This window comes from Plantibacter sp. (assembly GCF_059073635.1).
In genome coordinates, this window is the sequence record NZ_JCACOF010000009.1 from 59844 (window position 1) to 79795 (window position 19952).

The 19952-nt window shown below is 70.3% G+C and carries 18 protein-coding genes and 1 pseudogene; 15 read left to right on the forward strand and 4 right to left on the reverse strand.

Annotation, left to right across the window (positions count from 1 at the left end):
- The first annotated feature begins 65 nt into the window (after positions 1-65).
- From AC5JOC_RS10270 to AC5JOC_RS10305, 8 genes are all read left to right on the forward strand, one after another.
- A complete protein-coding gene (locus tag AC5JOC_RS10270; protein WP_159453329.1) occupies positions 66-1325 on the forward strand; it encodes an ABC transporter substrate-binding protein in 1260 nt (419 codons plus the stop codon).
- Positions 1326-1407: 82 nt separating this feature from the next.
- The gene (locus AC5JOC_RS10275) at positions 1408-2367 is read left to right on the forward strand and encodes a carbohydrate ABC transporter permease (protein WP_079705845.1); all 960 of its coding nucleotides are present in this window, start codon (positions 1408-1410) and stop codon (positions 2365-2367) included.
- Entirely contained in the window at positions 2367-3260 is an 894-nt protein-coding gene (locus tag AC5JOC_RS10280) for a carbohydrate ABC transporter permease (protein WP_079002436.1), read from the forward strand. The genes AC5JOC_RS10275 and AC5JOC_RS10280 overlap by 1 nt, the downstream gene beginning before the upstream one ends.
- Complete coding sequence (locus tag AC5JOC_RS10285; RefSeq protein WP_494246405.1) at positions 3257-5617, forward strand: beta-glucosidase family protein; 2361 nt, start codon at positions 3257-3259, stop codon at positions 5615-5617. The genes AC5JOC_RS10280 and AC5JOC_RS10285 overlap by 4 nt, the downstream gene beginning before the upstream one ends.
- A gap of 2 nt (positions 5618-5619) precedes the next feature.
- Positions 5620-7872, forward strand: coding sequence for a beta-L-arabinofuranosidase domain-containing protein (locus AC5JOC_RS10290; RefSeq protein WP_494246406.1), 2253 nt, complete (start codon positions 5620-5622; stop codon positions 7870-7872).
- Positions 7873-7921: 49 nt separating this feature from the next.
- Positions 7922-8932, forward strand: a complete 1011-nt coding sequence (locus AC5JOC_RS10295) for a LacI family DNA-binding transcriptional regulator (protein WP_192017997.1) — start codon at positions 7922-7924, stop codon at positions 8930-8932.
- A 30-nt stretch (positions 8933-8962) separates the two neighbouring features.
- A complete protein-coding gene (locus tag AC5JOC_RS10300; protein ID WP_494246407.1) occupies positions 8963-9214 on the forward strand; it encodes a cyclodeaminase/cyclohydrolase family protein in 252 nt (83 codons plus the stop codon).
- A gap of 13 nt (positions 9215-9227) precedes the next feature.
- Positions 9228-9668 (forward strand): cyclodeaminase/cyclohydrolase family protein, encoded by a 441-nt coding sequence (locus tag AC5JOC_RS10305; protein WP_494246486.1) that lies wholly within the window; start codon positions 9228-9230, stop codon positions 9666-9668.
- Positions 9669-9675: 7 nt separating this feature from the next.
- Here AC5JOC_RS10305 and AC5JOC_RS10310 read toward each other — a convergent pair whose 3' ends face one another.
- Complete coding sequence (locus AC5JOC_RS10310) at positions 9676-10683, reverse strand: diacylglycerol/lipid kinase family protein (protein ID WP_494246408.1); 1008 nt, start codon at positions 10681-10683, stop codon at positions 9676-9678.
- A 79-nt stretch (positions 10684-10762) separates the two neighbouring features.
- Here AC5JOC_RS10310 and arfB point away from each other — a divergent pair, with 79 nt between their 5' ends.
- Entirely contained in the window at positions 10763-11185 is a 423-nt protein-coding gene (gene arfB / locus AC5JOC_RS10315; protein WP_086473357.1) for an alternative ribosome rescue aminoacyl-tRNA hydrolase ArfB, read from the forward strand.
- A 111-nt stretch (positions 11186-11296) separates the two neighbouring features.
- Positions 11297-12283 (forward strand): NAD-dependent epimerase/dehydratase family protein, encoded by a 987-nt coding sequence (locus tag AC5JOC_RS10320; RefSeq protein ID WP_494246409.1) that lies wholly within the window; start codon positions 11297-11299, stop codon positions 12281-12283.
- Between the two features lie 12 nt (positions 12284-12295).
- Here the strand turns inward: AC5JOC_RS10320 and AC5JOC_RS10325 are convergent, their stop codons facing one another.
- Positions 12296-13627: an LLM class flavin-dependent oxidoreductase gene (locus tag AC5JOC_RS10325; protein WP_494246410.1), complete on the reverse strand. Its 1332-nt coding sequence runs from the start codon at positions 13625-13627 to the stop codon at positions 12296-12298.
- Positions 13624-14979 carry an O-acetylhomoserine aminocarboxypropyltransferase/cysteine synthase family protein gene (locus AC5JOC_RS10330; RefSeq protein ID WP_494246411.1) on the reverse strand — a complete coding sequence of 452 codons (1356 nt, stop codon included), beginning with the start codon at positions 14977-14979 and terminating at the stop codon, positions 13624-13626. Before AC5JOC_RS10330 ends, AC5JOC_RS10325 begins: the two co-directional genes overlap by 4 nt.
- A gap of 470 nt (positions 14980-15449) precedes the next feature.
- Between AC5JOC_RS10330 and AC5JOC_RS10335 the strand changes: the two genes are divergently transcribed.
- From AC5JOC_RS10335 to AC5JOC_RS10355, 5 genes and pseudogenes are all read left to right on the forward strand, one after another.
- Positions 15450-15851 (forward strand): ThuA domain-containing protein, encoded by a 402-nt coding sequence (locus AC5JOC_RS10335; protein WP_494246412.1) that lies wholly within the window; start codon positions 15450-15452, stop codon positions 15849-15851.
- 178 nt (positions 15852-16029) lie between these two features.
- Entirely contained in the window at positions 16030-16380 is a 351-nt protein-coding gene (locus AC5JOC_RS10340) for a hypothetical protein (RefSeq protein ID WP_079705855.1), read from the forward strand.
- Positions 16381-16430: 50 nt separating this feature from the next.
- Positions 16431-17474, forward strand: coding sequence for an LLM class flavin-dependent oxidoreductase (locus AC5JOC_RS10345; RefSeq protein WP_494246413.1), 1044 nt, complete (start codon positions 16431-16433; stop codon positions 17472-17474).
- A 45-nt stretch (positions 17475-17519) separates the two neighbouring features.
- Positions 17520-17897 (forward strand): annotated as a pseudogene (locus AC5JOC_RS10350) (SGNH/GDSL hydrolase family protein); the annotation flags it as partial.
- 139 nt (positions 17898-18036) lie between these two features.
- Positions 18037-18297, forward strand: coding sequence for a hypothetical protein (locus tag AC5JOC_RS10355; RefSeq protein ID WP_494246491.1), 261 nt, complete (start codon positions 18037-18039; stop codon positions 18295-18297).
- A gap of 25 nt (positions 18298-18322) precedes the next feature.
- Here the strand turns inward: AC5JOC_RS10355 and AC5JOC_RS10360 are convergent, their stop codons facing one another.
- Positions 18323-19894 (reverse strand): molybdopterin-dependent oxidoreductase, encoded by a 1572-nt coding sequence (locus AC5JOC_RS10360; protein WP_494246414.1) that lies wholly within the window; start codon positions 19892-19894, stop codon positions 18323-18325.
- Between the last annotated feature and the right edge of the window lie 58 nt (positions 19895-19952).

Here is a 19952-nt window from a genome sequence, read left to right on the forward strand (position 1 = left end):
CGGCCGGTGACCGCAACGTAGCGCGACACCGCGGAACACGATCCCGCATAGGAGGGGGATTTCCAGTGAAATTCCGTCTTGCAGCAGCAGCAACCGTCGCCGTCATGGTCGGCGCCCTGGTCACCGGTTGTTCCGGGTCCGGCGGCGGCGATGACAAGACCTTCCAGTTCTGGTCCTTCACGGGCATCAACCAGAAGGCCGATGTCGAGAAGTACAAGGAAGCGCACCCCGACATCACCGTCAAACTCACCGAGGTCGGCAGCACGCAGGAGACCGCCCAGGCGCTCACCGCGGCGTTGGCCGGCGGTAAGGTCCCCGACCTGGTGCTCATCCAGGGGGACGACATGCCCAACTTCGTCGCGAACCCCGACAACTTCGTCGACCTGAGCACGATGGGCGCCGACGACATCTCCGGGGACTACCTGCCGTGGGTCTGGGACCAGGCGGTGGCCCAGAACGACGCCGTCATCGGGGTGCCGACCGACGTGGGCGGGATGTCGATGGCGTACCGCGCGGACCTCTTCGAGGCCGCCGGCCTGCCGTCGGAACCGGACGCGGTCGCTGCGCTCTGGCCCACCTGGGACGACTTCATCTCCGTCGGCCAGCAGTACGTCGCCGCCACCGGGAAGCCGTTCCTCGACAACGCCGGCACCTCGGTCTTCTTCCAGACCGTGAACCAGGTCGACGAGAAGTACTACACGCCCGAGGGCGAGCTCGTGTACGACACGAATCCGCAGGTGAAGGAGGCGTTCGACATCTCGATCAAGGCGATCGAGGCCGGCATCACCGCGAACGTCCCCGCCTTCTCCACCGGCTGGAGCACGGGCAAGACCAACGGCGCCTTCGCCGCGATGGCAGCTCCGTCCTGGATGCTGAAGAGCATCAAGACGGACGCGCCCGACACCTCGGGCCAGTGGCGCGTGACGACGGTGCCCAAGGTCGCCGGCAACTGGGGCGGCAGCTACCTCGCCATCCCGAAGCGCGCGGCGAACCCGGAGGCGGCGTGGGCCTACATCAAGGAGATGCAGTCACCCGAGTCGCAGCTGAAGAACTTCACCGACACCGGCGCCCTGCCCAGCACGGTCTCCGCGTACGAGTCCACCGCGATCGCCGACTACACCGACCCGTTCTTCGGCGACTCGAAGATCGGTGCCGTGCTCGGCAAGTCCTTGCAGGAGTTCAAGCCGTTCTTCAACGGTCCGGAGACGGCGACGATCGGTTCCGCGATGATCAACACCGTGACGGACGTCGAAGCCGGCAACACCCCACCGGACAAGGCCTGGGACGTCGCGATGAAGGCCGTGAAGGACGCCCTCGGCGGCTGACCCGACGGCCCCGTCCACCCGTCCGCTCCGACCCGGGGCGTTCCGGCCGAGCAACACGCCGGAACGCCCCTGAAGGATCATCGTGACCACACACATCGCCCCACCTCGGCTGCTGCCGAAACAGTCGCCACCCGGTATCGGGACGCGGATCCGCAACACCCTGCCGGAACGCTTCGCCCCCTACGTCTACATCGCCCCGTTCTTCCTGATCTTCGCCGTCTTCGGCCTGATCCCGCTCCTGTTCACCTTCGTGGTGTCCCTCTTCGACTGGAACCCGATCGGTCAGCAGACCTTCATCGGCTTCGACAACTTCACCAGGCTCGCGGCCGACCCACGGTTCTGGAACGCGATGCTCAACACCTTCGCGATCTTCATCATCTCCACGGTGCCGCAGCTGGTCATCGCCCTGGGCCTCGCCCACCTGCTGAACCACGTCCGCCTGCGCTTCGCCACCGGGTTCCGGATGGCGATGCTCGTGCCGTACATCACCTCGGTCGCCGCGACCACGATCGTGTTCGCCCAGCTGTTCGACCGTGACTACGGGCTCTTCAACTACCTCATCAGCTTCTTCGGCGGTGATCACGTCGACTTCCTCAACGACAAGGTCGGCTCGTGGTTCCTCGTCGCGCTCATGGTCGTCTGGCGGTGGACGGGCTACACGACGCTGCTGTACCTGGCGGCATTGCAGGCCATCCCTCGCGACGTGTACGAGGCGGCCGCCGTCGACGGCGCCGGCGGCTGGAAGCAGTTCGTCTACATCACCATCCCGTCGTTGCGTCCCATCATCGTGTTCACGATCGTCACCTCGACGATCGGCGGGCTCCAGGTGTTCACCGAACCACTGCTGGTGAACCCGGCCACCGGCCTCACCTGCGGTGCGGCACGACAGTGCCAGACGCTCACGCTGTTCCTCTACGAGCAGGGCTTCGGCCAGTTCGAGTTCGGATACGGCTCGGCGATCGGCGTCGCGCTGTTCGTGATCGTCGTGCTCGTCGCCCTGCTGAACTTCTTCCTGTCCACCCGCACCCGAGGAGGACGCTGATGTCCGAGACGCTCAACTCCACCCAGCTGATGGCGAGCGCGACCTCCGCCGGCCGGAAACGGAACGGCGGCCGGATCGGCCGCATCCCCTGGTACACCTACGTCCTCCTCGTATGCGCCGTCGTCGTGAGCATGTTCCCGCTGTACTTCATGTTCGTCGTCGCGACCACGGACTCGGCGACGGCGACCACCCTGCCACCGCGGCTGTACCCGGGCGACAACCTGTTCCACCTCGTGGGGCTCGTGCTCGAGACCGTGCCGTTCATCCAATCGATGATCAACAGCCTCATCGTCGCGCTGTCGATCGGCGTCGGATCGGCCCTGCTCTGCGCCCTGGCCGGGTTCGCCTTCGCGAAACTGGAGTTCCGCGGCCGCAACGCGCTGTTCATCCTCGTGGTCCTCACCATGACCGTGCCGACGCAGCTGAGCGTGATCCCGCAGTACCTGATCATCTCCGCGCTCGACTGGGTGGACACCCTGCAGGCACTCATCGTCCCCGGCCTCGCGAGCGCGTTCGGCATCTTCTGGATGCGTCAGCACATCTCGAGTTCCGTGAGCGACGAGCTGCTCCAGGCGGCGAGACTCGATGGTGCCAACACCTGGCAGATCTTCTGGCGGATCGTCTTCCCGGTCATCAGACCGGCGGCGTTCGTCCTGGGACTGCTCGGCTTCGTCGGATCGTGGAACGACTTCCTCTGGCCGTTCATCGTCCTGAAGTCGCCCGAGATGTACACGGTCCAGATCGCGATCAAGGCCCTGCAGTCGCAGCGGTCGATCGACCTCGGCCTGGCGATGGCCGGGTCGTTCCTGGCCACCATCCCGCTGCTCATCGCGTTCATCTTCGTCGGCAAGCGCATGGTGACGGGGATCATGGACGGAGCGTTCAAGGGATGACCCTGCAACACGACGGCGTCACGCCGACCACGTCGGGCATCGTCCGCGGCGTCTGGAACGACCGACGGGCGTCACCCGTCGAGCGGGCGCGAGCACTCCTCGATGAGATGACCCTCGAGGAGAAGGTCGGTCAGCTCGGTTCGGTCTGGTTCACCGAAACGGCGGGCGACTTCGCGCCGAGCGTGGACGGCTCCGACGACCCGGCTGCGCCGACATCGGCGCCCACCGGCGACTTCACGGGTGGCCTCGGGCAGTTGACGCGCATCTTCGGGACCGAACCGGTGACGGTGGCCGAGGGCGTCGATCGCCTGCGGGAACGGCAACGGCAGGTCGTGGCCGGCAACCGGTTCGGCATCCCCGCGATCGCACACGAGGAGTGTCTGACAGGGTTCGCCGCGTACGGTGCGACCGCCTTCCCGACGCCGCTCGCCTGGGCCGCCTCGTTCGACGAGGAGCTCGTGGAGCGGATGGCTGAGGCGATCGGAGACGACCTCCGTTCGGTCGGTGTCCATCAGGGACTCGCGCCGGTCCTCGACGTCGTCCGGGACTACCGCTGGGGCCGGGTCGAGGAGACGCTGGGAGAGGACCCCTACCTCGTCGGCCAGCTCGGCGCCGCGTACGTGCGTGGTCTCGAGCGGTCCGGGGTCGTGGCGACGCTCAAGCACTTCGCCGGCTACGCCGCCTCCCGAGGCGCGAAGAACCACGCCCCGGTGAGCATGGGGCGCCGCGAGCTCGCCGATGTCGTGCTTCCGCCGTTCGAGACGGCGATCCGGCTCGGGGGAGCGCGAAGCGTGATGAACGCCTACACCGATCTCGACGGCGTCCCCGCGGGCGCCAGTGTCGAGTTGCTCACCGGCATCCTGCGCGACGACTGGGGTTTCGACGGCACCGTCGTCGCCGACTACTGGGCGATCCCGTTCCTGGCGACCATGCACCATGTCGCGAGCGACGCGGCGGAAGCCGGCGCGCTCGCCCTCACCGCCGGGATCGACGTCGAGCTCCCGGAGACCGCCGGCTACGGCGCCGGCCTCGTCGGGCTCGTCCAGGACGGGGCGCTCGACGAGCGGCTGGTCGACCGGGCCGTGCTCCGGCACCTGCGGCAGAAGATCGAGCTCGGCCTGCTCGACGGGGGTCCGCTCGTGCCGGAGCACGCCGCATCGACCGATCTCGACGGCCCCCGCAACCGCGCCATCGCGACGCGTCTGGCCGAGGAGTCGGTCGTCCTCCTCCGGAACCGCGCCGTCCTCCCGCTCCAGACCACCGCGCGCATCGCCGTGATCGGGCCGGCGGCCGACCAGTTCCGCAGTCTCGTGGGCTGCTACGCGTTCCCCAACCACGTGCTGTCGAAGCACCCCGGGCACGATCTCGGCATCACCATCCCGACGATCCTGGACGCGGTGCGTACCGAGTTCCCCGCGGCGGACATCGTCGTCGAACCGGGATGCAGCATCACCGAGACCGGTCGGGAGGACGTTCCGGCCGCCGTCGAGGCCGCCCGTTCAGCCGACGTCGTCGTGCTGGCCGTGGGCGACATCGCGGGCCTGTTCGGCGATGGTACTTCGGGAGAAGGCTGTGACGCCGAGGACCTGCGCCTCCCCGGGGGCCAGCACGACCTCGTGCTCGCCGTCCTCGCGACCGGGACGCCCGTCGTCCTGACCGTGCTGTCCGGGCGACCCTACGCGCTGGGGGACTACGACCGGGCCGACGCACTGGTCCAGGCGTTCTTCCCCGGGCAGGAGGGCGCGGCGGCCGTCGCGGGGCTGCTGTCCGGCCGCGTGCAGCCGAGCGGACGGCTCCCGGTGCAGATCCCTCGTTCACCGGCCATGCCGGGCACCTACCTGCAGCCGCCGCTCGGTCTGGCGTCCCGCGGGATCAGCGTGCTCGACCCCACGCCGCTCTTCCCGTTCGGTCACGGCCTCACCGCCGGGGACGTCCGCTACCGATCGCTCACGAGTGCAGCGGAGCTCGCCGTCGACGGTGAGGTCCTCGTCGACGTCACCGTCGAGAACATGGGCGTCGAGGACGCCGTCGAGGTGATCCAGCTCTACGGTACGGATCCGGTCGCCTCCGTCGTGCGTCCCTCGGTCGAACTGCTCGCATTCGCACGCCTCACGGTCGCTGCCGGGACGTCGGCCACGGTGCGTTTCTCGGTGTCGGCCGACCGCTTGTCCTTCACCGGAGTCGACGGCCGTCGGGTGATCGAACCGGGGACGTACGTCCTGTCCGCCGGGCCGTCGGCACTCGAGCGTCCGCTCACCCACACGATCGAGGTGACCGGCAGCAGGCGGGAGCTGGTCGGGCCGCGCGAGCTCCGCGTGGACTGGCGGCGTGTCGACGCGGTCGCGAGGAAGGCCTGACCATGCCGTTCGTCCCGATCTCCCAGGTCACCCTCACGGGTGGGCCCCTGTTCCAGGCGCAGGAGGCCGACCGCGCCTACCTGCGAGCCCTCGAACCCGATCGCCTGCTCGCCCCGTTCCTCCGTGAGGCGGGCCTGGAGCCCCGGGCGGCGTCCTACGACGACTGGGAGGTGCGCGGACTCGACGGCCACACCGCCGGGCACTACCTCTCGGCCTGCTCCCTGATGGTCGCCTCCACCGGGGACGACGTCCTGCGCTCCCGACTGGAGTACACGGTCGCCGAACTGGCCCGCGCACAGGACCACCTGGGTACCGGGTACGTCGGTGGAGTCCCTCGGAGTGCCGAGCTCTGGGCCGAGGTCGCAGCGGGGATCACCGAATCGACGTTCCGCGCCGGCCGCTGGGTGCCCTGGTACAACCTGCACAAGCTGTACGCCGGTCTCATCGACGCGGCCCGATTGACCGGGAACCACATGGCACGCGACGTCGTCCTGCGCCTCGCCGCGTGGTGGGAGGAGCTCGCCGCCGGGATCGACGACGAGCACTTCCAGCTCATGCTCGAGACCGAGATCGGCGGGATGAACGAGGCGTACGTCGACCTCTTCGACCTCACGGGCGATCCCCGCCATCTCACGATGGCAGCCCGCTTCACGTCGACCGCCCTCAGCGAACCGCTGTCGCGCCGGTCCGACGAACTGACCGGCCTGCACGCCAACACCCGCATCCCGCAGTTCGTCGGGTTCGCCGCCCTCGCCGCTCGGAGTGCTGATCCGGCCCTCGCCCGCGCGGCCCGGTTCGCCTGGGAGACGATCCTGACGCGGCGCACGGTCGCGATCGGCGGCAACAGTGTCCGCGAGCACTTCCACGCCATCGACGACTTCACCCCGATGACCGAGGACCGGGAGGGCCCGGAGACCTGCAACAGCTACAACCTGATCAAGCTGGGCCGACGGCTCAGTGCCGACGAGTCCGACCCGGCGATCACCGACGCGCTCGAACGGATCCTCTTCAACCACCTCCTGTCATCGCAGCACCCCGAGCACGGCGGGCTCGTCTACTTCACCTCGATGCGACCCGACCACTACCGCGTCTACTCCTCGCCGGAGCACAGTTTCTGGTGCTGCGTCGGGACCGGTCTGGAGAGCCACGCGAAACACGGTGAGTCGCTGTACCGGTTCGACGACGACGCGGTGTCGGTCGAACTCTTCGCGCCCTCGGTCGTGCGGATCCCGGAACTCGGTCTCGAGCTGGAGCAACGGACGGCCTTCCCGTCCGACGGCGTGGTCGGACTCACCCTCGGGCTCACCGGTCCGCGGCGGTTCCGGCTCCGCGTCCGGGTCCCCGGGTGGAGTGATCCGACACCCGAGGTGTTCCTCAACGGCGCTCCGGTGACCGCCGGACTCGAACGCGGCCACCTCGTCGTGGATCGTGAGTGGAGCGACGGCGACACCGTGTCGTTCGAGCTCCCCATGGGCGGTCGTGCGGAACCGTACCCGGACGGCTCGGACTGGACCTCGCTCCTCTGGGGTCCGTCCGTCCTGGCCGCCCGTGGCGAGTCGCTGCCGACCGACGTGGTGCTGGCCGGCCGCGCCCACGCCCCGCACACCGCCGTCGGCCCGCTCACCCCGCTCGCCTCGGCACCGATCGTCCCGCGGTCGGCTGTGCCCTACCGGGACGCCGACGGGCGACTCCGGATCGACTCCGACCGAGGACCGATCCCGTTGGAACCGTTCGCAGGTCTGCACGACGCGCGGTACACCGTCACGTTCCCCGTGGCGTCGACGGCGGACGAGGACGCCGTCGCTCGGCGCCGCACCGCCTTGGTCGAACGGGACCGACGCGCCGCGAGCATCGACGGACGGACGGTCGACCGGGTCGCGCTGGGCGAGCAGCAGCCGGAGGCGGATCACGGATTCGAGGGGGTGGCCAGCGCCAGCGGCGCGGTGGGTGGTGTCCGCTGGCGGAGCACGGCCGAGCGTCTGTCCGTGACGCTCGTCGACCCGCATCTCCTCGGCCGGGTCGTCAGAGTGACCTGGCTGCACGACCCGGCGGGCCACGGTCTCACCCTGGAGATCGACGGCACGCCGGTCGCTCCGCAGGAGGGCGGGCGAGACGACGACCTGGAGTGGGCGGAGTACCCGCTGACGCCCACCAGCGCCGGGTGGGGTGTCCGGCGGTTCGCGCTCGTCGCGCAGCCGGATCGCGAGACCCCGCGGTGCACCGAGCTCCGAGTGCTGACCGCCGAGGGAGCCTGACCACCGGGGTGGGCACGCGCAGCACCCCGGGATGCGGGACCATGGAGCCATGACGACGACGCCGGAGCAGGACGACCTCAGCGTGACGCTCGCGGACGTCGCCGCGAGGTCCGGGTGCTCGGTGTCGCTCGTCTCCCGGGTGCTCGCCGGGAAGCGCCATGCATCCCCGGACACCCGGGACCGCATCCTCGCTGCAGCGCACGACCTCGGCTACGACCGCGCAGCACAACGTCGCGGCCGACCTCGCTCGGTCCCGCGCCTGCTCGACCTGGCGATGAGTCAGTGGGACGACCCCTGGGCGAACACGGTCGTGACGAGTGTGCGGCGGGCGGCCGCTGCGGCGAACTACGACCTGGTGCTCACGCCGGAGAGCGAGTCGATGGTCGACGACTGGCCCAGTCGGGCACGTGCGCGGGGATCGGCCGGTGTCGTCGTGTGCCTCATCCGTCCGAACGTCTCCCAGCTCGACATCCTCGCCTCGGCCAACATCCCCGTCGCGCTCCTCGATCCGCGTGCGGAGCCGGCGCGGAGTCTGCCGAGCGTCGGGTCCACCGACTGGCAGGGCGGCTTCGACGCGGGTCGGCATCTCGCCCGGCGGGGGACACGTCGGTTCCTCATCATCACCGGCCGGCCGAAGTACCGGTTCGGCCGTGCGAGGGAGGCCGGTTTCCGAGCGGCGGTCGAACGGCACGCCGACGGGGCGACGGTCGAGGAGATCTCGTCGCCCTGGTCCTCGGAGAGCGCCTTCGTCTCCGTGCGCAAGCTCCTCAGGCAGGGCGGGCTCCCGATCGGCGTCTTCAGCTGCAACGACGAGATGGCCTACGGCGTCTACCGCGCCGCTGAAGAGCTGCAGCTCCGCATCCCCGACGACATCCGGGTCGTCGGCTTCGACGACCTCCCGCAGTCCAGGTTGATGCCGCCGCCGATGACGACCGTGCGACAGCCGATGCGCGCGATGGCCGCGCGTGCGGTCCAGCTCGTCCTCGAGGCGGAGCCCGGGACGGACCCGGGGGACCGCGCGGAGTTCCCGACCGAACTCATCGTCCGCGCCTCGAGCTGACGCGGACGCGGACGCGGGAGAATGGTCGCCATGACGGGATCAGCGGACACCGACGAGGTGTCGACGGAGCACTCGAGCGTGTCGACGTGGATGCAGGCGCTCGGCACGGCGACCGGGAACCCCGGCGGCGGGGCCGCATCCGGACTCATGCTGGCGATCGCCGCCGGCCTCACCGCGATGGTCGCCGGCTACACCCGAGCCACGCACGCCACCGAGGACGCGAGCGGGCGGGACGTCGGCCGAGGCCGAGGCGACGATCGCCGCACTCCGCGCTCGCGCTGAGGCACGCTCCGAGCTGGCGCTGCGTCTGGCCGACGAGGACGCCCACGCCTCGCGAGCGTTCGGCAGTGCCTTCCGTCTACCGGCCGGCGTCGAACGCGACGAGGCGATCCGTGCTGCGTCCATCGAGGCGGCCGCGGCCTCCGCGCGGCTGGGCGAGCATGCCGTCGACGCGATCGACGATCTCGCCTGGCTGACCGAGCACGGCAACCCGGCGCTGATCGCCGACGTGGCGGTGGCGATCGGTGCACTCCGCGCCGCGATCACGGGAGCGCGGACCAACGTCAGCTTCGATCTCGGTTCGGTCCGCAGCGCACACGGCTCCCTCGAGGAGGTCCGCGCCGACGAGCCGCGCCTGTGGGAACTGGTCCCCGTGTTCGACCGCGCCCTCGAGCGGATCGACCGGCTCGCGGCGTCGATCGACTCCGAGGCCGCTCCCACCGACGCGGCGTCGTAGCCGGTGGTCAGCGCCCGCCGGGGCGCGCAGCCGGGCCGCTCGGAACCCGGACGATCAGGGCGTGGTGCAGGTTCGTCAGCGAGACCGAGATCACCGAACCGTGCGAGTCGCCGTCCAGTTGGATCTCCTGCGGCTCCTCGAGTCGGAGGTGCATCGTCCGCGCCTGTGCGTAGCTGATCGCGCGTGCCTTCGGCGAGAATCGACCGACCAGCCGGCCGAACCGCGTGCGGTGCAGCATCCGGTTGAACGTCAGGCGGTAGCCGATGTTCCCCCAACCCGGACCCTTGCCAGGGCGCAGCATGACGGCATCGAGCAGGCCGTCGTCCACGACCGCCTCGGGGAGCAGCAGGACACCACCGGTGAGCGTGCCGGAGTTCCCGACGATGATCGTGTGCGCTCGGGCAGCCGCCTCCGGACGGTCGTCGAGTCGATAGTGCAGGTCGAACTGCCGGTTGCCGATGATGCTCCGCGCGATCGGATCGGAGTAGGCGAGCCAGCCGATCCGTCGCTTCAGCCGCTCATTGGTGTGGCCGGCCATGTGCGCGTCGAGGCCGATGCCGGCCATGACGAGGAAGACCTCGTCCCGGTTCGTGCCGTCGCTGCGCCCGAGACTGACCTGGCCGACGTCGACCACCTGGTCACGCCCTGAACAGGCGATGTCGACCGACCGCTTGAGGTCGCCCAACGGCAGGCCGAGCGCCCGGGCGAAGAGGTTCCCCGTTCCGGCCGGGACCAGCCCGAGGGGGATGCCGGTGGAGGCGATGGCCTCGGCGGCGACCCGCAGCGTCCCGTCGCCTCCCGCGACCAGGATGACCGAGGGTGCCGAGGCGATCGCGGCCGCGGACGCACCCCGGCCGTCGTCGTCGGCGCTCGTCTCGTGCCAGGTGGAGGGTGCCAGTCCGTGCGTCGATTCAGCGGCTGCGACCACCGAGCGGAGGACCGTGATGTCGACCTTGGAGGGATTGACGACGACGGCTGCGCGTCGACGTCCGCGTTCGGCTGGTGCATCGTTCACAGCGTCAAGGATAGGAGGCACCGGCTCGGAACCAGCGGTGGACGCGAGCCGTGCCGCGGGTTCGTGAGACGCTTGCCCCATGGACCTCGAGGTGTCGCCCGGACTGACGATCCCAGCAGCCGAGCTGCAGTGGCGTTTCTCCCGGTCGTCCGGCCCGGGCGGACAGCACGTCAACACCTCCGACAGCCGTGTCCAATTGACGTGGAGTGTGGCCGAGTCGGCCGTCCTCACCGACGAGCAGCGCGACCGACTGCTCGAGCGGCTCGGCGCCCGGCTGGTCGGCGGAGCCATCACCGTGACCGTCTCCCGCGAGCGATCGCAGCTCCGGAACCGCGAACTCGCACTCGAAGCGCTGGCGACACGCATCAGGTCGGCTCTCGCGCCGCCGGCGCCGACGCGCCGGCCCACGCGTCCGACCCGCGGATCGGCGCGACGCCACCTCGCCGCGAAACAGCAGCGGAGCGCCACCAAACAGCAACGACGACGTCCCTCCGACGACTAGCGGGTCACACCGTCGCCTCCCGCAAGGGCGTGCGTCGGACGGTCCGGTCCATTAGCGTTCCCGGAGAGCGCACCCGTCGACGCCGTCGTCGTGCGCGAACGGAGGAACACCATGCGCATCGTCGTCATCGGCGGGACCGGCCACATCGGCACCTTCCTCGTCCCGCGACTCGTCCGGGCCGGCCACGAGGTCGTGAGCGTGAGCCGCGGCGATCGTTCGCCGTACACGGACGCTCCCGAGTGGGACCAGGTCGAGCGGATCCGGGCCGATCGGGAGGCCGAGGACCGGGACGGTGTCTTCGCGCGACGCATCGCGGACCTCGGCCCGGACGTCGTCATCGATCTGGTCTGCTTCACGGTCGCCTCGGCGACGGCGCTCGTCGAGGGACTGCGCGGCAACACGGGTCAGCTGCTCCACTGCGGATCGATCTGGCGCTACGGTCCCAGCGCGTCCGTCCCCATCGTCGAGGGCTCCGGGACGGCGCCGTTCGGCGACTACGGCGTCCAGAAGGACCAGATCGCCCGGCTGCTCCAGCAGGAGACCGCCGACGGAGGACTGGTGACGACCTCCCTGCATCCCGGACACATCGTCGGACCCGGGTGGGCGCCCATCAACCCGTTGGGCAACCTCGACCCCGGGGTCTGGCGGACCCTCGCACTCGGTTCACCGCTGCGCATCCCCGGACTCGGTGCCGAGCTGCTGCACCACGTGCACGCCGACGACGTCGCGCAGGCGTTCGAGCTCGCCGTCGCGAACCGGGATCGTGTCGCCGGCGAGGACCTCAACGTGACCTCAGCCGCCGCGGTGACCGTCCGCGGCTACGCCGACGTCGTCGCCGGCTGGTTCGGACGCTCGGCCGAGCTCGAGTCGGTGACCTGGGAGCGTTTCCGAGCAGAGACACCGACGGAGCACGCCGACACCACCTGGGAGCACCTGGTACGGAGCCACTGCGCGTCGATCGACAAGGCACGGTCGCTGCTCGGATACGAACCCGCCTACACCTCGACGGAGGCGGTCCTCGAGTCCGTCCGTTCGCTCGTCGCCCGCGGGGAGTTGGACCTGCCCGAACCACGAGCAGCCCTGAACACGAGCCGCTGACGACGCGATCCTTCAGGGGGCCTGCAACGAGCTCCGGAGTCCGTGCGGTGCGTCGACCTTCGGACGCTGAAGGATCCCGCGGCGTCGGAGGATCGGCACGAGTTCGTCGAGCATGCGGTGCACCGTCACCGGATGGAGGTCGCCCGAGAAGATGAACCCGTCGTTGTCCGCCTCACTGCCGGCGCGTTCGATGTGGTCGGCCACCTCAGCCGCCGTGCCGACGACACCGCTGCCGTCGGTGATCCGCCCGAGGCGTGCCTTGGGCACGAGCAGCTCCCGGAGCGTCGCCGCCGCGAAGGACTCGTACGGTCCGCGCAACGCGTCGAGGCTGCCGCGCGACACGTGGTCGCCGAAGACGGCCGGGTCCACCGGTCGGTCGAGGTCGAGCGCGGTGAGGTCCGTCTCGAGGTCGCTCGACCACGCGAGTGCGACGGAGCGCAGCGTCTCGTCGTCCGGCTGTTCCGAGGCGGCGACGAGACGGTCGGCCTCGGCGCTGCTCGCCACGATGACGGGCTTGAACACGAACAGGATCGCGGGAGGGGTGTCCCGACCGACGGCAGCCGAGGCGTCGAGGACCCGCCTCCGGTACGCACGGAGGCTTGCGATGTCGAGCGGTGCGAGGGCCAGCTGGACGTCCGACTGTCGCCCGGTGAAGGCGAGCCCTCGCGGCGAGGAGCCCGGCGACACGATGACGGGCTCGCCACCGGAGTCATCGTCGAAGGGGAGGGCGTTGAGCGGCCCGTCGAAGTCGTAGTGTGCGCCGCGATGCTCGACGCGGTCGAGGTGGCGGCCGTCGGCGAAGCGTCCGGAGGCGGTGTCGCCCACGTACGCGCCGGGTCGCCAGCTCCGCCAGAGCGCGCGCACGCCGTCGAGCCACTCCTCCGCCCGCTCGTAGGCGACGTCGTGCGGCACGACCGGCTCACCGAAGTGACGGCTGCTGCCGACGTCGGTGACCACGTTCACCCCGAACCGTCCGCGACTGAGGTGCTGCAGGGTCGCGAACTGCCGTGCCGCCTGGTACGGCGGCAGTTGCAACGGGTTCACGGTCGGGATGATGCCGATGCGCTCCGTCACCGCGAAGAGGAACGGGGCGAGGCTCAGCGGGTCGTGCTTCGGCCCGCCGTAGGCGCCGCGGATGCGGAGGTCGAGCGTCTCGGGGTTCCCCAGCGAGAGGGCGTCCTCGATGATCAGGAGGTCCAGGCCCGCCTGCTCGAGCTCGCGCGCGGCCTGCTGGTAGAGGGCGGGTTCCTGCCAGCGGTAGTCCCAGTCGAGGTACGGATGCCCCCAACCATGCGGACCGAACCCACGTGACAGGAACCAGCCGAAGCGTTGCCGGGCGCTCATGCGGCGACCGCCACATCCGCCGTGACGCTGGCGCCGGTGCTCGTCGACGGTTCCCGGGCGGGGAGCGCGTCGAACGCCGAGGCGAGGTCAGCGATGAGGTCGGCGACGTCTTCGATGCCGACGGAGATCCGCACGAGTCCTTGGCCGATGCCGCTCGCCGCGAGCTGCTCGGCCGAACGCTGGGCGTGCGTGGTCGAGGCCGGGTGGAGGATCAGTGACCGGACGTCGCCGAGGTTCGTCATCCGCGTGAACAGGCCGACGTGGTCGATGACCGTCCGCGCTGCGTCCCGTCCGCCGTGCAGGGTGAACGAGAACACCGATCCCTGTCCATCCGGCAGATACCGGTCCGCCAGGCCGCGGAACGGACTGTCGCTGAGTCCCGAGTAGTCGACCGAGGCCACTTCCGTCCGTCCCGCCAGCCACGTCGCGAGGGCGAGGGCGTTCTCGCTCTGCCGTTGGACGCGGAGTGACAGCGTCTCGATGCCCTGTGCGATGAGGAACGCGTTGAACGGCGAGGGCGTCGGGCCGAGACGCAGTGCGATCGATGCCCGTGCGTAGGCGGCCAGCGCTGCACGCCCGCCCGCCTCGACGTGGCTGAGCCCGCCGAGCGCGGCGAGCGGCGAGGTGAGGTGTCGATAGCGGTCTGCGCGAGCTGCCCAGTCGAACGTGCCGCCGTCGACGACGACCCCGCCCAGCACGGTGCCGTGGCCCGCCAGGAACTTGCTGGCCGAATGGACGACGATGTCGGCGCCGTGCTCGATGGGACGCAGGAGGTAGGGCGTGGCGAAGGTGTTGTCGACGACGAGCGGGACCCCGTGCGCATGGGCCACGTCGGCGACGAGACGGAGATCCGTGAGGTCGTTGCGGGGGTTCGGAATGGACTCGACGAAGATCGCGCGTGTCTCGGGTCGGATGGCACGCGCCCAGGCGTCGGCGTCGAGCGGATCGGCGACCTCGCTCGTGGTGATCCCCAGCCGACCGAAGTTCTCCGTGAAGAGGCTGCGCGAGCCCTCGTACAGACTCGGCGCGGTGAGCAGGTGGTCGCCGGCCTCGAGCAGGGAGAGCAGGGCGACGCCGACGGCCGCCTGTCCGGAGCCGAGGAGCAGCGCGTCCACACCACCCTCCAACGCGGCGAGACGGCGCTCGACGGCGTCGATCGTCGGATTGCCGACCCGGCTGTAGCTGTATCCACCAGGGTCCGGTCCGAACCGCCGCTCCGCCTCGTCGAAGTCCGTGAACACGAACCCGGCACTCGCGTAGATCGGCAGAGCCCGCGGCTGGAGCGGCGCATCGGGTGCACCACCGGCGTGCAGCTGTCGGGTGCTGAAGCCCCCTCGGTCCCGCTCGTGCATCGCCTCGTCCTCTCCGTCAGCTCGGCCGTCGTCGACGCCCCGGCGTCGGTGACAGGCACTCTACGGTCGGCACCGGGGCGGGCGCAGGTGACGACGACATGCGCGGACACAATCGGCCGGCGACGCAGCCGTCGGGGGAGGCCCCGTACCCTGGAGAGGCGTCGGCCGCGGACACGGTGACCGGCGCCGACGGATCGGACGAGGGGGAACCGTGAAAGCACTCATCGCATCGGGGAGCGGTCGGTATGCGGATCCGTGGCACCCGTACGCGCGCACGAGCCCGCTCATCGCGGAGGTCCTGGAGACGGCCGGCTTCGCGGTCGAGATCGACGAGGACGTCGATCGTGCGATGACGCGACTCGAGGGCGTGGAGCTCCTGGTGGTCAACGCCGGCGACCCGTGGCGGTCCGAGGACCAGGGCCGAACGCCTGCCGCCGCGATCGACGGCTTCGCGGAGGCGCTCGGTCGGGGTGATCGGTGTCCTCGCGATGCACGCGGCGCTCGCCTCGCTCCGCGACTACCCGGACTGGGCGCCGACGATCGGGGCGCTCTGGCTGCCCGGTGTGTCCTGGCATCCGCCGATGGGCCCGACCGTCGTCCGCGGCCTGGCGTCCCCCGACGGCGGACCGCTCGGCGACATCCCGGTGGACGACGAACAGTACCTGCGGCTGCAACCGGTCGGTCGGAGCACCACCGTCGCCGAGCACGACGTCGACGGCGAGCGGTTCCCCGCGGTGTGGGTCCGCGAGGTGGGGCCCTCCCGCGTCGCCGTCGACGCACTCGGACACGACGAGCGGTCCTACGCCTCGGCGGAGCACCGTGCCCTGCTCGCGACGCTGGCACGGTGGGCGGCCCGGGCACCGTCTGCGTGATCCGTCACGGATCCTCGACCGGCCTCGTCTGTGTCGCGACCCCCGTCGGCGCAAGCCCCCGTCGAACGGGAGTCGGGCGTCCTCGAGCGGGTCTATGCTCCTGTTCGGGGCTGCGAGCGACCATGATCGCCGGCCGCGGCCCGCGTCAGGAATCGGAACCTCGAGAAAGCCGCACCACGTGTCACAGGACCTCATGTCACCTGAGAACAACGTCCAGCGCATCATGCGCACCGGAACCGTCTGGTTCGGCGTCGCGGTCGGGAGCACCGCGATCGTCCTCGGACTCCTCCTCAGCTCTGGCTGGCGGCCGGCCGTCCTCGCCGAGGGACTCCGCGTGGTGTGGTGGTGCTGCTCGGTCATCGTGGGTCTGAGCATCGGCCTGCTGGGCTGGTCCGGGTGTCCGATCCTCGAGGTGGACGTCCCGACGGCGTCACGGAACAAGTCGCTGACCATGCAGCTCGGAACGATGCTGTTCATCCTCGGAAGCCTCGGCGCCATGTTCACCGTGCTGGCCGGGTCGCCGAGCTGACACCCGCGGCGCGGGCACGTCCGGCTCCGGCGGCGTCGTAGAGTCGATGCATGGCCCGATCCTCAGCACCGCTCCGCAGACTCGGCTTCCTCACGATGGGCCTGTTCGACCCCGAGGAGCCGGCGGCCGGGCACGAGGCGACCCTGCAGCTCATCGAGCTCGGTGAACGCCTGGGGTTCGACAGTGCCTGGCTGCGGCACCGGCACCTGCAGTTCGGCATCTCCTCACCGGTCGCCGTCCTCGCCGCCGCGACGCAGCGCACGAAGCGCATCGCGCTCGGCACCGCGGTCACACCGCTCGGCGCGGAGAACCCCTTCCGGCTCGCGGAGGATCTGGGCACGGTCGACGTCCTCTCGGGAGGCAGACTGCTTCCCGGCTTCAGCACCGGGGAGCCGATGCGGTTCGACGCGTTCAAGCACGCGATCTATCCGTCGACGCTCGACCAGGAGGACCTCGGCTACGACCGCGTCCTGCGCCTCCGCTCCTTCATCCGCGGTGACGTCGTCAGTGACAGCGCCGGTCGTGAGGGCCAGGAGGACTACTCCTCACGGGTCGAGCCGCATGCCGACGGTCTGGCGGAGCGGCTCTGGTACGGAGCCGGCAGCCTGCGGTCGGCGGGTTGGGCCGGTGAGCAGTCCTTCAACCTGCTCACGAGCAGCGTCATCGCCGCCGAGGACGGCACGACGGACTTCGCCGCGAACCAGGCCGCCCAGGTGCGTCGGTTCCGAGAACTCCACCCGGCGGGTGAGCGGGCCCGCGTGTCGCAGGGGCTCGTGGTCATCCCGACGGACTCCGCGACCGCGTCCCAACGCGCCCGGTACCACGAGTACGTCGAGTCGAGACGGCACCGCGTCGGCGTCGCCCATGGACCGCGGCGGATGCTCTTCGCGGAGGACCTCGTCGGCAGCAGTGCGGAGATCGCGGAGCGGCTGCACGAGCACGCCGGATTCCAGGAGGTCGACGAGGTCGCCTTCGCCCTCCCGTTCACGCTCGAACCGGACGACTACACGCAGCTGCTCACCGACATCGCCGGCGCACTCGGGCCCGCCCTCGGCTGGCGACCGGCCGCGGACGGGGAGTCCCGTCCGGCCTGAGCGGACCGGTCGGAGACGGCTTCCGGTCGCGCGTACAGTGCAGGTATGACGCAGCACGGGTTCAGACGGTACGTGGCCATCGGCGACAGCTTCAGTGAGGGCTACGGGGATCTCCGGGAGGACGGCACCCTTCGCGGGTGGGCCGACTTCGTGGCCCTCGGCCTCGCCCGGGCGTCCACGGAGACCGTCAGCTACGCGAACCTCGCCATCCGCGGGCGGAAGCTCCTGCCGATCCTCGACGAACAACTCGACCGAGCGATCGCGATGGGTCCGGACCTCGTCAGCTTCAACGGCGGCGGCAACGACATCATGCGCCCGCGGGTGTCGATCGACGGCGTCGCCGACCGCTTGGACGGTGCGGTCGATCGTCTGCGTGCCGGGGGAGCCCACGTGCTGCTGCTGAGCGGGGCGAACCCTTCGGCCCACATCCCGATGGGTTCGCTCCTCGCCCGCCGCGGCGAGCAGCTGGCCCAGGCCGTGCGGGTGCGGTATCCGCGCGACGGGGGTCACCTTCGTCGACAACTGGGCCGATCGGACGCTCGCCGACCTCCGGTACTGGTCGGTGGACCGCCTGCACCTCAACGCCCTCGGCCACGCCCGGGTGGCGAGCAACGTGCTGACGGCGCTCGACGTGCCGGTCCCGGAGGAGTGGGGGATCGACGACGTCGCTGCGGCGCCGCCCGGTCCGCGTCAACGTCGCACCGCGGCCTACTACCGCGAGCACGTGCTGCCCTGGATCGGGCGCCGCCTGACCGGACGTTCCTCCGGCGACGGCCGCGAACCGAAGATCGCCCAGCTGCAGCCGGTCGACACCCGCGGCTGACCGGCACCGGTCAGCCGCGGATCGGTCAGCCGACGCGGACGAGCGTGCGCTGCCAACCGGAGGATCCGTTGGGAGCGATCGGCGCCTGCTCCTCGATCTGGAGGTTCCCGGCCTTGTCGGTCGCGCGGACGGCGACGTAGTGCGTGCCGGCGGTCGCCTCCCAGTCCATCCACCACTGCACCCAGGTGTCGTCGTTGATGGCGGTCGTGAGGTTGACGCTCTGCCAGTCGCCGTTGTCGATGCTGACCTCGACCTTGGCGATCCCGACGGTCTGCGCCCAGGCGACGCCCGCGATCTTCGCCGGACCCGCCGGCACCTGCTTGTCGATCCGGGGCGTGTCGATCCGCGAGGAGAGTTTGATGGGCGCCTTCGCGTCGTAGCCGCGCGGGGTCCAGTAGGCCTCGTCCTTCTCGAAGGTCGTGACCGTCAGCTTCGTCAGCCACTTCGTCGCCGACACGTAGCCGTAGAGGCCCGGGACGACCATGCGCACGGGGAAGCCGTGCTCGAGCGGCAGCGGCTCGCCGTTCATCGCCACGGCGAGGATCGCGTCGAGGTTCGGGTCGGTGAGCGACTCGATCGGCGTGCTCGCCGTGAACCCGTCGACGCTCGTGGACAGGACCATGTCGGCCTTCGAGTCGGGCATCGCCCGCTTGAGGACGTCGCGCACGGGGATACCGAGCCACTTCGCGTTGCCCAGGAGGTTGCCGCCCACCTCGTTCGAGACGCAGGTCATGGTGATGACGTATTCGTCGAGACCCATGGCGAGGAGCTCCTCGAAGGTGATCTGCACCTGCTCGCCGACCATGCCGTCGATCGTGAGCGTCCAGGTGGCCGGGTCGACCGTCGGCACGGTCAGCGCGGTGTCGACGCGGTAGAACTTGTCGTTCGGCGTGAAGAGCGGGCTGAGGCCGTCGACGTCCGCCTCGGCTCCGTCGGGGATCGTGACGGTCGACTTCGGCGCCGGGAGCTTGAGGGCGTCGCGGACGGCCGTGATCGACGAGGTGGTGACGTTCACGAGGCGTGCGCCCACGCCGACGACGACGGCACCGGCCGCCGCGATGCCGGCCACGCGGAAGAAGCCTCGGCGGTCGAACGCCGCGCGCTCGTCGTCCGAGCCGTTCGCGGCCCGCTTCGGCAGGCGACGACTCAGGAGGATGAGGATCACGACACCGGCCGCCAGACCGAGGATCACGGGGACGACGGCGAGCGGGGTGGCACCGGCACGGGTGACGGTCGTCGCACCGGCGAAGACGCCGGCCGCGATGAGGACCACGACACCGAGCGGTGGACGGATCTGCTGCAGGACCCCGGCGATCGCCGCGGCGATCACGACGGCGACCCCGAGGCTCACGAGGAGGAAGATCTTGTCGTTGCCACCGAAGGTCTCGATCGCGAACTCCTTCGCCCACCGCGGGACGATGTCGATGACGAACGATCCGACGGTGAGGAGAGGACTGCTGCCTCGGGCGAACAACAGCGCCGCCAGCTCGGCGATCGCGAGGAACACCGCTGCTGCGACGATGCCGGACAGTGCTGCCGCGAACCAGACGAGACGTCGTCCGCTCCGTGTGGTGCCGGTCTGGTGCTTCGATGGCATGTGCTTCTCCCTGATCGTGGCTCGACAGGAGTTCGGAGCACTGCCCGGATCAGACGGG